22 protein-coding genes are annotated in these 16,955 nt (G+C 44.5%); 15 read left to right on the forward strand and 7 right to left on the reverse strand.

The features are described 5' to 3' along the window. Positions 1–17: 17 nt before the first annotated feature. Positions 18–317 carry a DUF3243 domain-containing protein gene (locus tag CEF21_RS08915; RefSeq protein ID WP_123915377.1) on the reverse strand — a complete coding sequence of 100 codons (300 nt, stop codon included), beginning with the start codon at positions 315–317 and terminating at the stop codon, positions 18–20. Positions 318–473: 156 nt separating this feature from the next. On the opposite strand from CEF21_RS08915, the gene CEF21_RS08920 reads away from it, so the two are divergent. From CEF21_RS08920 to CEF21_RS08930, 3 genes are all read left to right on the forward strand, one after another. Then, complete coding sequence (locus CEF21_RS08920; RefSeq protein ID WP_123915381.1) at positions 474–1,400, forward strand: acetamidase/formamidase family protein; 927 nt, start codon at positions 474–476, stop codon at positions 1,398–1,400. Further along, entirely contained in the window at positions 1,393–2,745 is a 1,353-nt protein-coding gene (locus CEF21_RS08925) for an APC family permease (protein WP_123915385.1), read from the forward strand. The genes CEF21_RS08920 and CEF21_RS08925 overlap by 8 nt, the downstream gene beginning before the upstream one ends. Positions 2,746–2,830: 85 nt before the next feature. After that, positions 2,831–3,712: an NAD-dependent epimerase/dehydratase family protein gene (locus tag CEF21_RS08930; RefSeq protein WP_123915388.1), complete on the forward strand. Its 882-nt coding sequence runs from the start codon at positions 2,831–2,833 to the stop codon at positions 3,710–3,712. 428 nt (positions 3,713–4,140) lie between these two features. Here the strand turns inward: CEF21_RS08930 and CEF21_RS08935 are convergent, their stop codons facing one another. Then, complete coding sequence (locus CEF21_RS08935) at positions 4,141–4,575, reverse strand: universal stress protein (RefSeq protein WP_123915391.1); 435 nt, start codon at positions 4,573–4,575, stop codon at positions 4,141–4,143. Positions 4,576–4,653: 78 nt separating this feature from the next. Between CEF21_RS08935 and CEF21_RS08940 the strand changes: the two genes are divergently transcribed. The 3 genes from CEF21_RS08940 to CEF21_RS08950 all read left to right on the forward strand — a co-directional run bounded on the left by CEF21_RS08940 (position 4,654) and on the right by CEF21_RS08950 (position 7,266). Then, complete coding sequence (locus CEF21_RS08940) at positions 4,654–5,151, forward strand: DinB family protein (RefSeq protein ID WP_123915393.1); 498 nt, start codon at positions 4,654–4,656, stop codon at positions 5,149–5,151. 335 nt (positions 5,152–5,486) lie between these two features. After that, entirely contained in the window at positions 5,487–6,683 is a 1,197-nt protein-coding gene (locus CEF21_RS08945) for an MFS transporter (RefSeq protein ID WP_123915396.1), read from the forward strand. A gap of 130 nt (positions 6,684–6,813) precedes the next feature. Continuing rightward, entirely contained in the window at positions 6,814–7,266 is a 453-nt protein-coding gene (locus CEF21_RS08950) for a GNAT family N-acetyltransferase (RefSeq protein WP_123915399.1), read from the forward strand. Positions 7,267–7,353: 87 nt separating this feature from the next. Here the strand turns inward: CEF21_RS08950 and CEF21_RS08955 are convergent, their stop codons facing one another. The 3 genes from CEF21_RS08955 to CEF21_RS08965 form a co-directional block, all read right to left on the reverse strand. Next, the gene (locus CEF21_RS08955) at positions 7,354–7,863 is read right to left on the reverse strand and encodes a hypothetical protein (RefSeq protein ID WP_123915402.1); all 510 of its coding nucleotides are present in this window, start codon (positions 7,861–7,863) and stop codon (positions 7,354–7,356) included. Between the two features lie 5 nt (positions 7,864–7,868). Further along, positions 7,869–9,344 carry an FAD-binding oxidoreductase gene (locus tag CEF21_RS08960; RefSeq protein WP_123915405.1) on the reverse strand — a complete coding sequence of 492 codons (1,476 nt, stop codon included), beginning with the start codon at positions 9,342–9,344 and terminating at the stop codon, positions 7,869–7,871. A gap of 280 nt (positions 9,345–9,624) precedes the next feature. Further along, a complete protein-coding gene (locus CEF21_RS08965; protein ID WP_123915408.1) occupies positions 9,625–9,990 on the reverse strand; it encodes a helix-turn-helix domain-containing protein in 366 nt (121 codons plus the stop codon). Positions 9,991–10,187: 197 nt separating this feature from the next. Here CEF21_RS08965 and CEF21_RS21705 point away from each other — a divergent pair, with 197 nt between their 5' ends. The 6 genes from CEF21_RS21705 to CEF21_RS08990 all read left to right on the forward strand — a co-directional run bounded on the left by CEF21_RS21705 (position 10,188) and on the right by CEF21_RS08990 (position 12,587). Then, positions 10,188–10,316, forward strand: a complete 129-nt coding sequence (locus CEF21_RS21705; protein WP_277423929.1) for a hypothetical protein — start codon at positions 10,188–10,190, stop codon at positions 10,314–10,316. Positions 10,317–10,360: 44 nt separating this feature from the next. Beyond that, positions 10,361–10,612 (forward strand): hypothetical protein, encoded by a 252-nt coding sequence (locus tag CEF21_RS08970; protein ID WP_123915412.1) that lies wholly within the window; start codon positions 10,361–10,363, stop codon positions 10,610–10,612. 49 nt (positions 10,613–10,661) lie between these two features. Then, on the forward strand, positions 10,662–10,976 hold the full coding sequence (locus CEF21_RS08975; protein WP_123920097.1) for an ArsR/SmtB family transcription factor: 315 nt from the start codon (positions 10,662–10,664) through the stop codon (positions 10,974–10,976). 137 nt (positions 10,977–11,113) lie between these two features. Further along, the gene (locus CEF21_RS08980; protein ID WP_123915415.1) at positions 11,114–11,542 is read left to right on the forward strand and encodes a DMT family transporter; all 429 of its coding nucleotides are present in this window, start codon (positions 11,114–11,116) and stop codon (positions 11,540–11,542) included. A 34-nt stretch (positions 11,543–11,576) separates the two neighbouring features. Continuing rightward, complete coding sequence (locus CEF21_RS08985; protein WP_123915418.1) at positions 11,577–12,041, forward strand: DMT family transporter; 465 nt, start codon at positions 11,577–11,579, stop codon at positions 12,039–12,041. 96 nt (positions 12,042–12,137) lie between these two features. Continuing rightward, on the forward strand, positions 12,138–12,587 hold the full coding sequence (locus tag CEF21_RS08990; RefSeq protein ID WP_123915421.1) for a hypothetical protein: 450 nt from the start codon (positions 12,138–12,140) through the stop codon (positions 12,585–12,587). Positions 12,588–12,703: 116 nt separating this feature from the next. Here CEF21_RS08990 and CEF21_RS08995 read toward each other — a convergent pair whose 3' ends face one another. Continuing rightward, complete coding sequence (locus CEF21_RS08995) at positions 12,704–13,252, reverse strand: NAD(P)H-dependent oxidoreductase (RefSeq protein ID WP_123915423.1); 549 nt, start codon at positions 13,250–13,252, stop codon at positions 12,704–12,706. Between the two features lie 264 nt (positions 13,253–13,516). Between CEF21_RS08995 and CEF21_RS09000 the strand changes: the two genes are divergently transcribed. Next, on the forward strand, positions 13,517–14,473 hold the full coding sequence (locus tag CEF21_RS09000; protein WP_123915426.1) for a diguanylate cyclase: 957 nt from the start codon (positions 13,517–13,519) through the stop codon (positions 14,471–14,473). 115 nt (positions 14,474–14,588) lie between these two features. Further along, positions 14,589–14,951 carry a hypothetical protein gene (locus CEF21_RS09005; protein WP_123915429.1) on the forward strand — a complete coding sequence of 121 codons (363 nt, stop codon included), beginning with the start codon at positions 14,589–14,591 and terminating at the stop codon, positions 14,949–14,951. A 54-nt stretch (positions 14,952–15,005) separates the two neighbouring features. Here CEF21_RS09005 and CEF21_RS09010 read toward each other — a convergent pair whose 3' ends face one another. Beyond that, complete coding sequence (locus CEF21_RS09010; RefSeq protein WP_123915432.1) at positions 15,006–15,434, reverse strand: hypothetical protein; 429 nt, start codon at positions 15,432–15,434, stop codon at positions 15,006–15,008. 493 nt (positions 15,435–15,927) lie between these two features. Here CEF21_RS09010 and CEF21_RS09015 point away from each other — a divergent pair, with 493 nt between their 5' ends. Further along, positions 15,928–16,944, forward strand: coding sequence for a LacI family DNA-binding transcriptional regulator (locus CEF21_RS09015; RefSeq protein WP_123915435.1), 1,017 nt, complete (start codon positions 15,928–15,930; stop codon positions 16,942–16,944). Positions 16,945–16,955 lie beyond the last annotated feature (11 nt).

The raw sequence follows: 16,955 nt of genomic DNA on the forward strand, positions 1-16,955 counted from the left end.
TCACGGGGTGCTTCATTTTACTTTACCATTCGGACAAGCATATGGGCTAATGCGTGCTGCTGTTCCTTATCTCCGACTTTCCATAATTGGTACAGAAGATACTCCTCAGAGTTGCGGGGCTCCTCATGTTTTGCTAAGTAATCTGCTACTTTCTCAGCTGCTTTTGCCAGCTGCTCTTCGCCTAATCCCAGTTTTTCACCCTTGCTCACTTTATCAGATAGGTAGCTTTTAAATTGCTCGAAATCCTGAAGAATACGGTCTTTTTTTTCGGAGTCCATTTGATCAACTTTCTCTTCCACATTGTTAATGTTCGCCATTTTCAAAACACTCCTTAAATTTGGTATAAGTTACAATACCCGGTAGTCGTGCTTTCAAACTCGTAAAACACACTTGAGATGCAAAATTTTCAGAACAGTTGAAAAATTAATGCAATAGAAGTAGTCTTTATGTATAAAAAAAGAGGAGTGAAACGGATGAAGAAAGTAGGAAAAAACCATCTTGTTTATTCAATGGATCCACATCATGAGCCTGTTCTGACCGTAAAGTCAGGAGAGCGGGTTGTGTTTGAAACGTCCGATTGCTTTGAGGATCAGATTACATCGGCGGATACCCCATTTGATTCTTTAAATTGGGAGCGCATCAATCCTGCAACCGGTCCGGTTTATGTAGAAGGGGCAGAGCCCGGAGATGTGCTGTCTGTGACCATCGAGCACATTGAGATTGCGGATCAGGGAGTCATGGTCACAGGACCCGGCTTGGGCGTACTTGGTGATGAACTTACGAGTAATTCGGTGAGGATGATTCCAATCGGCGATGGGTACGCGCACCTGAGTGACTCCTTGAAAATCCCCGTCAATAAGATGATCGGTGTCATCGGGACGGCTCCTGCGCATGAAGGAATCTCGTGCGGAACCCCCGATCTCCATGGAGGGAACATGGATTGCAAGGAAATAAAAGAGGGAGCCACTCTTCTGCTTCCTGTAAACGTAAAAGGCGGATTGCTCGCGCTCGGCGACCTCCACGCTGCGATGGCAGACGGAGAGGCGGCGGTATGCGGAGTAGAAGTAGCAGGGGAAGTGACGGTAACCATTCATGTGATTAAGGGGAAGAGACTCCCGCTTCCTATGCTCATCAATGAAAATCAAATTATGACCATTTCATCCAAAAAAGAGCTGGATGAAGCGGCTAATCAGGCAGTACTCAATATGGTTTCTTTTTTATCTGAAGAATGCGGCTTTGACAAAGATGAGGCGATTTTCCTCCTCTCCCTGGCAGGCGATTTAAAAATTTGCCAGGTGGTGGATCCGAATAAGACAGCAAGGGTAGAGCTGCCTCTCCGATACCTGGAAAATAAGCTTCAGCTGGAATCTCTTATTAAAGGGGAACAGGTACATGTCTAAAAAACCGTCCGTTTCAGAATTCGGCTATAAGGAGGAGCTGCAAAGATCCCTTTCTCTAAGGGATCTTGTAGTATACGGAATGATTTTTATGGTTCCCATCGCTCCATTTGGAATTTATGGCTATGTAGCGGAAGGCGCGAAGGGAATGGTCGCTCTCGCCTACCTTATTGGAATGACGGGCATGATCTTTACCGCTCTCAGCTACCGTCAGATGTCAAGGGCTTTTCCGATTGCAGGGTCTGTTTATTCTTACGCGCAGAGAGGAATCCATCCTTCCGTCGGATTTTTTGCAGGGTGGGTCGTCCTTCTGGATTATATTCTCGTCCCGTCTTTGCTTTATATTGTATCCGCAAATGCTTTGCAGTCTTTGCTTCCGGGAGTGCCGGCGTGGATTTGGCTTATTCTTTTCATTGCGATCAACACTGCCATTAATATAAGGGGGATAGAATTTACCGCTAAGGCCAATCTGATTATTCTTGTATTTGAACTTATTGTCCTTCTTTTATTTATTGTCATTGGGATCATCGCTATAAATAAAGGAGTTGGAAGCGGTTTTACGTTCAAGCCTGTATATGATTCCGGTTCCTTCAGCCTGTCGCTCGTAATGGGGGCGGTTTCCCTTGCGGTTCTTAGTTTTCTCGGATTTGATGGAATCAGCACACTGGCGGAAGAAACGAAGGGCGGAAAAGAAACAGTTGGGAAGGCAGCCATTTACTCGCTGCTAATCGTCGGAGCTTTGTTTATCGTGCAGACGTGGGTGGCTGCAATGATTTGGCCGGACTATACTAGCTTTAAAAATCCGGATATCGCTTTTTACCAGATCGCAGAGCTGGCAGGCGGAGTCTGGCTGAAAAATCTGTGCATTATCGCGACCGCTATTTCATGGGGACTGGCTAATGCACTAGCGGCACAGGCTGCTATTTCCAGAATCCTTTTCAGTATGGGCCGCGACCGCAATTTGCCGTCTGTTTTAGCAAAGGTCCACCCAAAGTACAAGACACCATATCTGAGCACGCTCATCGTCGGAGGCGTTTCCCTCATTGTCGGCCTTGTTTTCATGAGCATGACTTCAGCCCTGACTTCACTCGTAAATTTCGGTGCACTATCGGCTTTCCTTTTGCTGCACATATCGGTAATCTATCATTTTATCGGAAAGAAAAAGTCGAAGAATTATATCGGGCACCTCGTATTGCCGGCAATCGGTTTTGCGATCATTGGCTATGTGGTATTCAGCCTGGATATCCTGTCTATTTCCCTTGGTCTCGCATGGCTTGGAATTGGAGTGATCTACTTTGTCTATATGAGATTCACGAAAAAGAATGTTTCGTTTGAAGAAACGATGTAGGGTAAAAAGGATATGGAAAGCGCCGGGAATTCCTGGGATATCAAATCAGTTCAGGCTTGAAAATGGAAAGAACGGAAGGTGAATCATGAGAAACATTCTGGTATTAGGCGGGACCAGCTATTTCGGGAAAAAGCTGGTCCAAAAATTAATCGAGAACGGGGACCGCGTAACCATCGCTACAAGAGGGAATCAAGCTGGGAATTTTGGCGGGAGGGCAGCCCATTTGAAAATAGAGCGGGGAGACCGTGCCAGCATGAACAAGGCATTTGAGGGAAAGGAATGGGATTTGTTATACGACCAGTCGTGTCTGGCTTCCCGGGAAGCGCTCGATGCTGCGGAAGCTTTAAAAGATAAAACAAGCCGGTATATTTTCACTTCTACACAAGCTGTTTATGATTTTGGTACAAATCACCGGGAAGAGAGCTTTGATCCAATTGCCTTCCCCTTTACTCTTAAGAAAAGAGGAGAATATCAAGGCTACGAAGGATATCAGGAAGCGAAAAGAGCTTCTGAAGCGATTTTCTTTCAGAAAGACTATTTTCACACGGCAGCTGTGAGAATGCCTATTGTTGTATCAGAGGATGATTATACAGAACGGCTGAAGTTCCACGTGGAGAGGGTCAGTAATTCACAGCCTGTCGGGATTCCTCACCCTGAATTCCGGTACAGCTTCATTCAAGCGGATGAGGCGGCAGATTTTCTATTCCGGCTCGGGAAAAGCGATTTCACTGGTCCGATTAATCCTGGATGCAAGGAAGATATCAGTCTTGCGGAACTGATGGAGAAGATTGGTGAGATCGCTGAAAAGCCTCCGCTTATTGAACAGGCAGTCACGAAAGAAAATGCCTCTCCCTATGCACTTCCAGGCTCCTGGTCCATTGATACGGGGATGGCAGAAAATCTCGGCTATCGCTTTTCAGCCCTTGATGATGTTTTAGACCCGCTGATCCGGTATTGGAACAAATAGCTTTCCCGCTTAAATCCTGCTGCAGCTTTCCCGCAGGAAAAGCGTGACTGACAAATAAAAGTGGCCGAGACATAACAAAATGAATGATCCACAAAAACGAATCCTAGTGGTAAATAGAATGCCTTTCTCATTGCCATGGTTGTGTTTTCATAAGGTAAGCCGTTCCATTACGCTGCAGACACTCGCTTTCCGCGGGGAGGAAGCTGAGCCTCCTCGGCTGTGCCTGCGGGGTCTCAGACTTTCCTCTACTTCCCGCAGGAGTCGAGAGCCTTCCGCTTCATTCCACTAGGATTAAAACAGGTAAAATGTTAAAATCCTTAAAGAAAATACAAACAAAACCCGAACGATAAGGCGATCAATTCATGAACCTCTTGCCATATCATTCGGGTTTATCATGGGCTTAGAAACTTCCGTCCTAGTCTCTTTCCTTATTTTACAATGTAGACTGGACACGAAGCTTTTTGGACGACAGAATGGCTGACGCTCCCCAGAACCCATTCCTTCAGACCGCTGAGTCCCCGGCTGCCCATGACAACAAGATCTGCGTTTTCCTGTTCGGCATACTTTACAATCACAGCAGAAGGTTCGCCTTGGAGCACAGCGGTTTTTATGGTGTTTGGGAGTGTATTCAATGTCTCTTTTGCAAGATCAAGAGTTCTTCTTGCCTGCTGGAGACGGTCTTCCCGGACAGCAGTTAGTTCCAGCAAGTTAAAGTAAACGGTCGGAGAGGGCTCTACAACGGTGATGATTCTCAGCTCAATCGTTTCATCAGCAAGCGCGAGCGCTGCCGCCTTGGCCAGTGCTTTTTTGCTCGATTCTGAGTCGTCATAGGGGGCGACAATTTTTGAACAAACGCTGATCATTTGCTTAGCCTCCTAAATCATCGTTACTTCTCCTTTTCCCCGGAAAATGTTTGTAAAAACGAAAAAGGAGCGAAATGCATGGGACTATTAAGTGAGCAGTATAAAATGGTGAAAGATACGAGAAACCTCTTATTCGAATTTTGTGAAAGAATCAATCCAGCGTATTATACGCAGGAAATTGAAGACTTCGGCTGGGGATCCATCCGCAATTTGCACGTTCACGTGGCCGAATGTTATCAATCCTGGCTTGAGAGGTTTGCACTAAAGAGGCCTGCAGCCAATTATGATGAACTTGGCATAAGCAATGTCGGGGAGATGAGAAACCTTTTTCAAAAGACGGATCAGATTGCCGCTCAATTTTTGAATGAGTATGAAGATCAGCCGGCAGCTAAGTTAAAAGGAACCGTTTCATGGCAGAAGGAAGAAGAGGAGCTTTCGGTGCTGTGGCTCTTCACTCATACGGTGACGCATGAGTTTCATCATAAAGGGCAGATTTTGTCTATGGCCCGGCACCTGGGCTACATTCCAGTTGATACGGATTTAATTACGCCGGCAGATTTAAAGCGGCTGTCCTGAGGAAAACAGGGTGCGCAGAACGTCTCTGTAAAAATAATTCGATTCATTGCACGGCACAGAAAAATAAGGTATCATAAAGTCTACTATTAATGGAAGGGTGACCCAATCGCCATGATCAGCTAATCCTATCTCAAAAACATTCGTATAGACAGCGAATCGTTCTGGATGGGATCAGTGTGTCCATATATAACAAGTAAAACCGCGGATGCCACTTGGGAAGGACTGCCCGGTTTTCCTGTTAGGAGACCTGCTATCCAGAGTTGGTAGCAGTTTTTTTGTGTGCTGGCTTTTGCAGGGATGCAAGCGTAAAAAGAAGCAGAAAGTGAGGATGCATCATGACAGGAAATCAGAGAAAACAGCTTATTGTGCTGATGATTAATATGTTTATTGCGATAGGGAGCTTTGGAATCATTATTCCGATCTTGCCTGCTTATCTGAAATCGATTAACCAGGGAGGTATGGCTGCAGGACTGATGATTGCCATTTTTGCCGGTGCCCAGCTCGTATTTTCTCCTATTGCAGGGAGATGGGCGGATCAGTATGGCCGGCGGAAGATGATTGTTTACGGACTGGCAGGGTTAACTTTGTCCATGTTCATTTTTTACGCGACGGATTCGATTTGGTGGCTGTATGCTTCACGCATAGTCGGAGGAATCGGTGCGGCTCTGCTGATTCCGGCTATTTTTGCCTACATTGCCGATATTACGACTCTTGAACAGCGGGCGAAAGGGAATAGCTACATATCGGCTGCCATGTCATTAGGGATCGTCATCGGACCGGGAATTGGAGGGTTTTTAGCGGACTTTGGCCTGAAAATGCCATTTCTGATTTCAGCGATTGTATCACTTGCAGCTGTCTTGTTTTCTGTTCTTTTCCTGAAGGAAAGCGAATCTATTCAAGAGCCTGCACAGCATCTTGAAGCAGATGCTGAGTCAATGCTGAGGAAGCTTGCTTTGTCGGTAAAAAAACCGTATTTCATCCCGCTCGTCATTACACTAATCATGAGCTTTGGACTGATGGCTTATGAATCGGTACTTGGTTTGTTTGTGGATAACCAATTTGGTGCAACACCGCAGGAGATTGCGTTGATGATTACATCCACTGGAATAATCAGTGTGATTGTGCAGCTGTTTATCGTGGATCGGATTGTTCAAAAATTTGGAGAAGGCGCCGTTTTGAACATGTTTGTCGGAGTAGCAGCCGCAGGGTTTCTTTTCTCCCTGTTTGCGAAGGATTACGTCCTGTTTTTCGGAATCACCCTGCTGATCTTTCTCGCCACTTCCATTTTGAGACCGGTTCTGAACACGCTCATTTCCAAAATGGCAGGAAACGAACAGGGCTTTGCTATGGGATTAAACAATTCGTACATGAGTATTGGGAATATTTTAGGGCCGACCCTTGCAGGCTTGCTCTATGACATTCAAATTCTTTACCCCTTTATGCTTGGCTTTGTTCTGCTCCTCATCACGCTGTTCATCACAATCGGATGGCAGAAACAGTCTCAAAAGAAAACCGCACCAGCTAAATCCTAAGCGAATAAGGCGCTACCGTTTACTGCGGTGGCGCCTTTTTTATTGGCAAGAATAAGGATGGGATACTTTAAAAGGGCAAAAGAGGTTTGGTAAAATGACCTTACTTACATCATTTATAAAGGAGAGCAAAATGAACATTAGAAAACTTAAGATCGATGAAAAGCCGCCGATGGACTTGCTTTTGCTGGCTGACCCTTCTCCCTCTGCTGTTGAGGACTATAGGAAAAGGGGAGAATGCTTTATTGCGGAACGTGATGAAAAAATAATGGGGGTTTATATCCTCCTTGCCAGCAGGCCTGAAACAGCTGAACTGGTGAATGTTGCGGTTGCAGAAGACGAGCAGGGGAAAGGCATTGGAAAACGGCTGGTCATGGATGCGGATCATACAGCCAAACGGAAAGGATTCAAAACCATTGAAGTGGGTACAGGGAATTCAGGGATCGGACAGATAACTTTGTATCAAAAATGCGGATTTCGAATAGTGGGGGTTGACCTGGATTTTTTTATTCGCAGGTATCCGGAGGAAATTTTTGAAAACGGCATACCGTGCAGAGATATGATTCGGCTGTCGCAAGATTTATGATGGGCTAAACGCGATTGAGTTTGAAAAGACGTTTCCAAACTCAATCTTAGTGTTTTTGCCATGTTTCATTGGCTCCTCACAGGAATGCTACTCCGCTCGTTTCTTAACCCATTCCGCCAATCCGCTGACGATAAGCACCGCCCCAAAAAGGATTAGGAAAAAAGCGGGTGAAAAGACTTTCACAAATGAAATTCCAAACATAATGATTCCGACGGCCATATAATGATTCACCGCATGAATGCGATAGGACGGCTCTTCTATGTGCCATGCCCGGAAATAGCCCTGCATAAAACCAAGGCCGATCTGCAGCACAAGGGCTGCATAGGGAAGCAGCCAGATGGGGAAGGGCATCAAGCCGGCGGTTAAATAGACCGATCCCATCCCGAGGTATAGGAAAGAAAGATTTGAATTCCGCTTCTTTTTTTTGTTTGAAAACGTACTGTATCCCCATGCTGCTGAAAAGGAGAAAGCGGCGAAGAGCCAGGCAAATAGCGAGTAGCCAGCTGAAACCTCTTTAAGCCAAACAATATAATAAGGGAAAATGACCACTTGTCCGGCAGTAACCGTTAAGGGAATGAAACGGAGGGCATTCTGCATCGAATTCAGCCTCCTTCATTCTGCAAGTAATGATCATAGAAAAGATTGACAAAAATCTCTTTTGGATCCTGCAGCGATTTTTGATTTTTAAACATTTCCCATTCGGGATACGCCCTTTTAAACTGATTCTTCGTTTGATAAGGATAATAGGGAAGATAATACGTTCCCCCAAAATCCATGGTCAAATCGGTCCATTTCTGGATCATTTCCTGTGCGTGGGCCATTTTCTGTTCGGTTAATCCGTGCTGGATTAAAACGACAAGCCCGAGCATATTTTCTTTCGCGTAGTTCAGGCTTGTGCCGGAATCCTCCGCAGCAAAGCGGACGGTAATATTATGTACTTTAAAATCATCCCTCTGATCGTTGGCAGGGAGAATTCTTTTTAACGCGTTTATGTATTCTTCAAAAGAATCGGCCGGAACAAAAAATTCCTGCAGGACTTCCACTCTTCCGGGGGACGTAAATTCCATAAACTCGGATTCAGAACGCATCGCATTATTTCGGGTGATAAGTTTCCCGTTGAGCCCTCGGATGAACTGTTTTTGACTGGTCCAGAAAAAATCCTCCATTAATCCGCCGCTTCTCCCCATATCGAGGGCAAGCTTGCTGAGTCTGACAGCTGTTTCCCCTTTTAAAGGCGTTTTGTGGTCCGCCGGACCTGAGATGTTGTAATCGAAGGCATACATTTCCTTTAAGAAAGAGCCTGGTGCCACACTGATTCTTGCATAATGCAGCCCGGTTTTTCTGTCCCGCAAAACCCGATGGAAATAATCTTCATACTGCTCTGTCGGCAATTCCTCCGTATGGATTCTATACACCGTATTTTCCGTTAATTCAAGCGTTGCGTCGAGGATCACCCCAAACAGCCCATAGCCCCCAAGTACATATTTCAGTCGTTCATCACCCCGGGTCAGCTTCTGAATATCTCCCGAAGGAGTGAGCAGGGTTATTTCCTTTACGGTGCCAGCCATCGGTCCGTTCCGGATATCGCGACCATGAGCATTCACGGAAAGAGAGCCGCCAACGGTAAAAATAGATTGGGACTGTGTAACTTTTAACGCCAGTCCATATGGATTAACTGCTTTTTGGACATCATCCCAGGATGCCCCAGCCTCAACCTTAACGGTCCGTTCCTTTTCATTCAATTCAAGGATGCGGTTCATCCCTTTCATGTCCAGAACCGTTCCATTTTTGTAATAGGTGTGCCCGCCCTGTGAGTGCTGCAGGCCGGCAATCGAGATATGCTCGCCTTTTTCGTTTGCTTCCTTCACGATTTTCTGAAGCTGATCCCTGTTTTCCGACTGCACCGCACGCTCAATTTTTTCAGGCAGGAGCCCCGTGTAGTCTGTCGCCAGCCCGGATTGGCTCAGTCCGTATTTTCTTTTTTCTACCGGAATGTTCCATACAATAAATCCGGCAAGAAGAAGGACAAGAATTGCTAGTGCATAAGGTTTCTTCCATATCGTTTTACGTTTTTTCATCGCTGCTCCTGATTGAATCAATATTTTTCTAATTTCATTATAGCGGAAATAAGAAAAAAGAGGAGGAGCGCCGTTCTTCTATTTTTAAAGCCATGTTAAACTTGGCTGTTGATTTGCGCCTGTGGGGTCTCACCTGTCTCGCTGCTCTCAGCCCGGAGTCTCACGCCTTCCACTCCAATCAATAGGTGTTAAAAATCAACATAAGGCTATAACAGAGCCATTATTAAAAAATGAGAGGCTGAGGAATAAGGGAAAAGTATGTGGCTCATATAAGGAACGGTCATTTTTCACTTTTTTTCACAATGTTTCTCAAATTTCTCGTCAGCTCCACCATAAATTCCAATTCTTCTTTTGTTATTTTCTGCCCGTCTATATAAAAGTTGAAGTTTTCTATAATCGTCGGAGAAGCCAGGTCCATCTCATGAATGAGGGTTTTCTCACTGTCGGAGTACCATTTTTTATCCTCTTCGACAAAGTAGTCCAGATCTTTAGAGTATACTTCTGCAATCCTTGTAAGGAGGGTTAATGAAGGCTGGTTAATGCCCCGTTCGATTTTGGAAAGATTGCTTGGGTCATAATTCACTTTTTCAGCCAGGTCTTTTAGGGTATGTCCGTGGCGTTTCCTAAGTTCCTTTATCTTTTTCATATCGCGGATCCCTGCCTTGAAGAGTTTAATTTTGTCAAAATAGACCTGAAGAGTGGGGTTTTTATCATTTTATTTAACAGGAGAAATTGGTATACACAATTGGGTGATAAATTTTATTCTTTGGTTTCATTTACCGAAAGATGTATTCATAAGATATCTTTAATAATGAAGCTTTGAAAAAGAAAGGATGGAATGCGTTGGACATTGATTTGGCCTCTTTTCTTATGAAAATCATTCAGGAGTACACAGAAAAATTCGGAGCGCTGCATTTTTCCATCAGAAAAGAGAAGGAAGACTTTGTTTTTTTCACATCAATTCCAGATTGATTTCCCTGACCAAGCTGACACCGGAATACATCGGAAGACCTTTCATGGATTTTGATTATCTGAATTCCAGGGGAAAGGATTTTTACCAGTTGGTATATGCCAGGGCATGGAGCGGAAAAACCATGGTTTATTATATGGTTCCAAACCGAAATGAAAATATTTACTTGCTGTCTATTCTTACACCTGTAAAAAATGGTGATGAGAACCAGTTTCTGAACGGGCAATGTGCCTGCCTGCAAAAGCAGGAAATGGAATGCCTAAACATTCCTCTGCAAACCTATCAGGCATTTGGATAGCAAAAACCAACCATTTGACTTCCCGTTTAAAACGATTAAAATAAAAGCCATGGACCTAATAACCATTTTTAAAGCACTTTCTAATGACACACGTTTAAATATATTAGAGTGGCTTCGGGAACCGGAGAAGCATTTCCAGAAAGCACAGGCTCATTTGCCGAGGGAGGTTAATAAGCAGGGCGGAGTTTGTGTAGGAGATATTCAGGAAAAAGCAAATCTGTCCCAGTCCACCGTTTCCAATTATTTATCGATGCTCCAGAAAGCCGGTCTGCTCCTTTCAGTCAGGCACGGGCAATGGACGTATTACCGCAGAAATGAAGAACTCATACAGGAGCTCTCGAAGTATATCTCAAAGGACCTATAAAAGGGGAGACTGCTCCGGGTGGACACGTTTTTAGGATTATGTTAGTCTTGTTGGGAGCTATTCCTTATAGCTCTATTATTTTGCCTTATATATCGAAAAATCTAAATATACAAATATATAAAAAAGGAGGCACTTAAATGAAAATATTGTTTTATGCTGCTGCAGTGCTTGCCGGAGTTTCCCTTGCATTTGAAGGAGCGATTGCCGGTCAGCTTGGAACGGTGATCGGTGAGCTTGAGAGCAGTTATTACATCTTTATGATGGGGACCATTCTTCTGGGTTTGATCACGTTATTCTTCGGCAAAGGGAATCTGGCGAATATTTTTAAAGCCCCTAAATGGAACCTGACAGGCGGATTGCTCGGAACAGTATACTTAACGATTCTCGTTATAAGCATTCCTTTCGTCGGAATCGGGGTATCCATGGTCTCCGTGATTGTCGGTCAAATGATCACTTCAATGGTCATCGAACATTTTGGCTGGCTTGGAAGTGAAAAGATCACGATCAGCAAGGAACGGGTTGCAGCGATTGTCTGTATGGGTGCGGCGCTGTTCTTCATATTTTAGTCTTGAACAACTTCGATCAAACAGGAGGGAAAATATGAGTATTGTTATGGCCGTATTAGCTCTGTTCGGGGGTGTGACTCTTAGTGCGCAATCCTCTATCAACGGGGCATTCAGCAAAAAGACCGGCACATTTGAAACATCGTTCTTCACATTTTTAACAGGCTTTATGTTTTTAACGGTTATTGTTATTTTTTTCGGCGAGGGAAATATTTTGAACATCCTGGAAGTGCCGAAATGGCAGCTGATTTGTGCGATTCTTGGAACAGCTTACATGTTTTTGACGGTGCTTTCTGTCCCATTCATTGGAGTAACTGCCGCAAGTATTGCAACTGTCATTGGCCAGCTGGGAGGGAGTATGCTTGTTGACCACTTCGGCTGGTTTGAGAGCAAGCATATTCCGTTTGATTGGGAGCGTGCTGCCGGCGTTCTGCTCATGATCCTTGCTTTATACTTTATTTTTAAAGGAAATAAGAAAGCCGCTAAGCAGGCTGCATCATAAAAGAGCTCTTCCGGGAGGGCTCTTTTTTTTGTCTGATCAAAGACCGTTTCTGGGCATATGGTATAAGATGGCTATTAATGGGGAGGAGCGGCTCGTATGTTCAATAAATGGAAAGAACGATTGGAAGAAGTTTCTGTCAATGGATTATCCATACCGATATCAAGCCAAATGCTTGAACGGGTCTTTCGTCTGAAAGCGAAGGAGGTTCAAAACTTAAAGGCTGAGATTACGGAGGACTTCGTAAGCTTGAGTGGAACGGTTAAGGTCAAAAAAATGATGTTCGAAAAAGACATTCCCATTAAAATTGTTCTTAAGCCGCTCCGGATTGAAAAAAGAACCATCATAATGGAGCTCGTAAAAGTAAAGCCGATGGATATCGGATTGATCAATCAAAAGCTGTTGAACAAACCGCCGTTTGCTGAATACAGGGAACGAACAATCAGATTGGACTTGGATGCTTGGGATGCAGTAAGAAGGATTCCATTTGGCCAATTTAAATCATTTGAAATGAAAAAGGACGCCATTGTTGTGAAAGTATGGATTTAAACCGGCTGGGCAAAAAACAAGCATGGGGCAGCTGCCCCATGCTTGTTTCTATTCGTTTGGTGCGGCTGGCCGGAGTGGAATGCTTAATTAGGCTTAATTTCTCAGGAATAACCATTCTATCGAAAAATCCGGTTCAGATGTTCCCGCAGCTCTGCTACTGCCTTTTCTGCATCAGGATTTTTTACCACGTTGTAGCAGGCAAACGTCGGCAGCTGCTTCATCCCGATGAACTGCTGCATTTTGTGAAGATGGAACAATGCTTCATCTACACTTTTTCCTTCAAAAAAATCGTCTTCACGATTGAACGCGGTCTCCGGGGCATTCCAGGTTACGGAGAACATATAATGTTTTTCCGTGAATTGTCCTCCCTGGCCATACCTGTCAGAACCTTTGAAGAAAATGTTATCCATATAGACTTGATCGATATAATGCTTAAACAGCCCCGGAATACTGAACCAATAAATCGGAGTTTGGAAAATGACAGCGTCTGCCCATTCCCATTTTTTGATTTCCTCCTGTACATCGTAGCCCATCTGCACAGTCGTTTCCTTCAAGCTAAAACGCTCATTCAGAGTTTCCCGCATGGTTTGGAATAATGTGGAGTTCAATTTTCCTTTTGATTTGCTGTAATACTCATGTCCGTTCACAATCAGGATCTTCTTCATCTTAGTCCTCCTCTTTCACGGTTCATCAAGGGCTAGTATGCGTAAAAAGAAGGATCATGAACAGTACGCACTTTCAAGTTCGTAAGGTACAAAAAAGGTATATTTGGCTACTGCTGCATATTGAGAATCAGATTCTAGTTAGATTGCTTCTATAAATTGGGTATAAGAAATAAAAACAGATTGCAATCATGATCCAAGAGCAGACGATTTTCGTTATATAAGTGAGGGGTATTTTGGGAATAAGACAGCGAGGGAGTGTCACAAATGAACATTTTACATATAGGAAACAAAGAAAGTGAAGCAGGTATACAGGAAATGGATTGGCCGAATCACATCCAATCAGAGCCTAATCTGTCCTCTGCAGCAGCTTATAAAAAGAATAAAGTTTCAAAAGGATTTGACTTAGTTCTCATGTCTGAAGAGATTTGGCTGGATTCTCCCTCGAAAGCAGCCATGGAAGTTAAAAAGAACATTCTTTCTAACGGAGGATGCATTATTGCCATTCTGGAAGATGAGACTTCTGAAAAGGTAAACAGGCTGTACCGGGCAGGGGTAAATGATTATATTGTTAAACCGTTAATTGAAAGCAAACTTCTATTCCGGCTGAACCGCATATCACGCGGTAAGGATGAGCTGGATCGGGAAGGTGAATTGCTGCAAGCGATCCGTCAGCTGGAAAAAACGAATGAAAAGCTGAAAAGCCTGACGGATCTGGATTCATTAACCGGTATATATAACCGCAGGTTTTTCCATTCCTTTATTTCAGAACGATGGGAAGGGCAGCGCGATGAAAATTTCTTTGTGATCATGGCGGATATTGATAAGTTTAAAGCATTTAATGATACATACGGACACTTAAAAGGAGATCAGTGCCTAAAACAGGTAGCACAAAGCTTGAAAAAGACATCGGATAAGCTCAATGCGATGACGGCGCGCTTCGGCGGAGAAGAGTTCGTTGTCGTCGTTCATACTCCGGATGGGGAGCAGGTGCTGAGCCTGGCGGAAGAAATCAGGAGCAGCATTGAGAAACTGTGCGTAGCTGATGAAGACTCGGAATGCCCTGCGAAAGTGACGATCAGCCTCGGTGTTTCGTCGGGGTCACTAAACGGAATTTCCTCTTATAAAGAATTAATTGACCAAGCCGATCAGTGTCTGTACGAAGCAAAGCGGCTGGGGGGGAATCAGGTGGTCCAGGCTGATATAAAAACAGCGGTTAACTGATCCGGAGATTTAACAGAGCAAAGATTTGATTCGGAAAGTGAAACAGAATATTTGGAGAATTGAAAACACGTCATGCGCTGGTCGAATATTTTTGAACTGGAAGCGTTCCTCTTTTTTGAATACGAAAAGATACGATGCTCCATCCTATGACCCTGGCTGCAATGGCGGAAGGAATAAAGGAACTCCTTACGGAGGCAGGCAGATAAGCTTTGGTGATGTGGGAGCTTCTTACAGCAAAAGACTTGTATTTAAGAAAAGCGGCGATTGCGCTCTCATTGAGATGCATCCTGCCAGGGAAAGCGGACAAATAGCAATCGATCGGAATGTCCTCGCGAAGGATTATGCAAAAGCATTTAGTCAGCATATAAAAATCCTCGCCCGATACCAGCGCGATGAAATCGGTGCAGGTATCCTGGAGGGTTTAAAGAAAGCGGAACAAGACCTGAAACAGGCCGTTCTGGACAGGCAGCGCGGATAAGCCTCTTCTTGGCAAATCCGGATTGCAGTGTCTAAATCCATGCTCAATAAAAAATCAGAGTGGCTGGTCATTATACATATAATCAGGAACGGCCAGATTATGGCGGTGAACGGCTAAATAAAGGGCGCTGCTGGACAGATAAATGGGACAGGCCAAATTAAGGTGCTGAACGGCCAAAAAAGAGGCGGGATCGGCTAAATTATGGACTGGACCGGCTAGATAAAAGGCGCAGTTGGACAGATAGATGGGACCGGCCAAATTATAACGCTGAACGACCAAAAAAGAGGCGGGACCGGCTGAATTAAGGTGTCCAACGGCTAAATAAAGGGCGCTGCTGGCCAGATAAATGGGACCGGCCAAATTAAGGTACTGAACCGCCAAAAAAGAGGCGGGATCGGCTAAATTAAGGTGTCCAACGGCTAAATAAAAGGTACTGCTGGACAGATAAATGGGACCGGCCAAATTAAGGTGATGAACGGCCAAAAAGAGGCGGGATCGGCTGAATTAAGGTGTCGAACGGCTAAATAAAGGGCGCTGCTGGACAGATAAATCGGAAAGGCCAAATTAGTGTGCAGAAGAGCCAAAAAAGAGGCGTGGCCGGCTAAATTAAGGTGTCCAACGGCTAAATAAAGAGCGCTGCTGGCCTGATAAATGGGACAGGCCAAATTAAGGTGATGAACGGCCAAAAAAGAGGCAGGATCGGCTAAATTACAGTGTCGACCGGCCAAATCAGGCGCGGAAAAGGCAAATTAAATAGCGCTCCCAGACATATAACCTGCGGCAATTAATCCAGACAGCCTGCATCAGCCGATTGCCTCCCCGCTAGCAGGAATTGCCCAGCAAGCTTAGTAACAGGGGGAATTGCGCTGGGTAAAAGTGAATGTGCCGGGATAGAAAAATAAGTGTTGCAATCGTTTCCATTCCAGAGTATGATTTACTCATAAACGGGATCCGAAACGTTTTGGAGGTTTTTGGAGTGACGACAATCAAGGATATTGCCAAGGCAGCGGGAGTATCGGTTACAACGGTTTCTAGAGCCTTGAACGGATATTCAGATGTGAATGAAAAGACGAGAAAGAAAATTATTGAGATCTCTAAACAGCTGAATTACAGTCCTAATATTTTAGCAAGAGGTCTTGTCATGAACAAATCCAAAACCATCGGTCTGCTCGTTTCCGGATTCAATAAGGAAAGCATAAAAGATAATTTTACGTTTGAAGTTCTTTCAGGGATCAATCAGTATGCGGCAGAAACCGATTATGATCTTGTTTTATTCAATACGAACTCGACTAAGCAGCGGGAGAAGACGTATGCTCAGCTTTGCCGTGAAAGAAGGGTAGACGGGGTGATTCTGCAGGGCATTAAGACGGATGATCCGTATTTGCAGGAAGTAGTGGAAAGCAACATTCCGTGTGTTTTAATTGATATTCCCATTCAGACGGAGAATGTCGGATACGTAACAACCGATAATGTATTAGGTGCCGAGAGTGCTGTCCGGCATTTAATAGAGCTGGGTCACCGTCATATCGCTATGGTGAATGGACATGAATTTGCCTTTGTCAGTCAGGAGCGTCTGGAAGGGTATAAAAATGCCCTCTCTAATGCGGGTATACCTTTTTGTGAAGAGCTCGTTCTAAATGGCTTGTTCCAGGAAGAAGCGTCAAAGGGAGTGACGGGTCAATTATTACAGGAGCACCCTGAAGTGTCAGCTGTTTTCTGTGCCAGCGACTTAATGGCCATTGGTTCGGTTAAGGCGGCTGCAAAGCTCGGTCTGTCCGTTCCGGAAGACCTGTCCATTATTGGCTACGACGATATTTTGCTTTCATCCTATCTAACTCCAAGCCTTACAACCATTGCGCAAAATAAGCAAATGCTCGGCTTTCAGGCGGCAAAACTGCTTACGGATATGCTTGAGAACGGGAGCATGCCATCCCATCTGGTTTTGGACACAGAATTAAAAATCCGCCAATCAACAGGAAAAGTAAAAAGCTGAAGCTGTTTTTT

The sequence above is a fragment of the Bacillus sp. FJAT-42376 genome (assembly GCF_003816055.1).
GTDB lineage: Bacteria > Bacillota > Bacilli > Bacillales > Bacillaceae > Metabacillus_B.

Bases quoted from the DNA above. Each gene is read 5' to 3' on its own strand.
- CEF21_RS08925 (WP_123915385.1), top strand. From the start codon at position 1,393: ATGTCTAAAAAACCGTCCGTTTCAGAATTCGGCTATAAGGAGGAGCTG.
- CEF21_RS08985 (WP_123915418.1), top strand. From the start codon at position 11,577: ATGAGTATTGTTATGGCCGTATTAGCTCTGTTCGGGGGTGTGACTCTT.
- CEF21_RS08955 (WP_123915402.1), bottom strand. From the start codon at position 7,863: ATGCAGAATGCCCTCCGTTTCATTCCCTTAACGGTTACTGCCGGACAA.
- CEF21_RS08945 (WP_123915396.1), top strand. From the start codon at position 5,487: ATGACAGGAAATCAGAGAAAACAGCTTATTGTGCTGATGATTAATATG.
- CEF21_RS08990 (WP_123915421.1), top strand. From the start codon at position 12,138: ATGTTCAATAAATGGAAAGAACGATTGGAAGAAGTTTCTGTCAATGGA.
- CEF21_RS08970 (WP_123915412.1), top strand. From the start codon at position 10,361: ATGGATTTTGATTATCTGAATTCCAGGGGAAAGGATTTTTACCAGTTG.
- CEF21_RS08975 (WP_123920097.1), top strand. From the start codon at position 10,662: ATGGACCTAATAACCATTTTTAAAGCACTTTCTAATGACACACGTTTA.
- CEF21_RS08960 (WP_123915405.1), bottom strand. From the start codon at position 9,344: ATGAAAAAACGTAAAACGATATGGAAGAAACCTTATGCACTAGCAATT.
- CEF21_RS08930 (WP_123915388.1), top strand. From the start codon at position 2,831: ATGAGAAACATTCTGGTATTAGGCGGGACCAGCTATTTCGGGAAAAAG.
- CEF21_RS08980 (WP_123915415.1), top strand. From the start codon at position 11,114: ATGAAAATATTGTTTTATGCTGCTGCAGTGCTTGCCGGAGTTTCCCTT.
- CEF21_RS08920 (WP_123915381.1), top strand. From the start codon at position 474: ATGAAGAAAGTAGGAAAAAACCATCTTGTTTATTCAATGGATCCACAT.
- CEF21_RS08995 (WP_123915423.1), bottom strand. From the start codon at position 13,252: ATGAAGAAGATCCTGATTGTGAACGGACATGAGTATTACAGCAAATCA.
- CEF21_RS08935 (WP_123915391.1), bottom strand. From the start codon at position 4,575: ATGATCAGCGTTTGTTCAAAAATTGTCGCCCCCTATGACGACTCAGAA.
- CEF21_RS09000 (WP_123915426.1), top strand. From the start codon at position 13,517: ATGAACATTTTACATATAGGAAACAAAGAAAGTGAAGCAGGTATACAG.
- CEF21_RS08965 (WP_123915408.1), bottom strand. From the start codon at position 9,990: ATGAAAAAGATAAAGGAACTTAGGAAACGCCACGGACATACCCTAAAA.
- CEF21_RS08940 (WP_123915393.1), top strand. From the start codon at position 4,654: ATGGGACTATTAAGTGAGCAGTATAAAATGGTGAAAGATACGAGAAAC.
- CEF21_RS08950 (WP_123915399.1), top strand. From the start codon at position 6,814: ATGAACATTAGAAAACTTAAGATCGATGAAAAGCCGCCGATGGACTTG.
- CEF21_RS08915 (WP_123915377.1), bottom strand. From the start codon at position 317: ATGGCGAACATTAACAATGTGGAAGAGAAAGTTGATCAAATGGACTCC.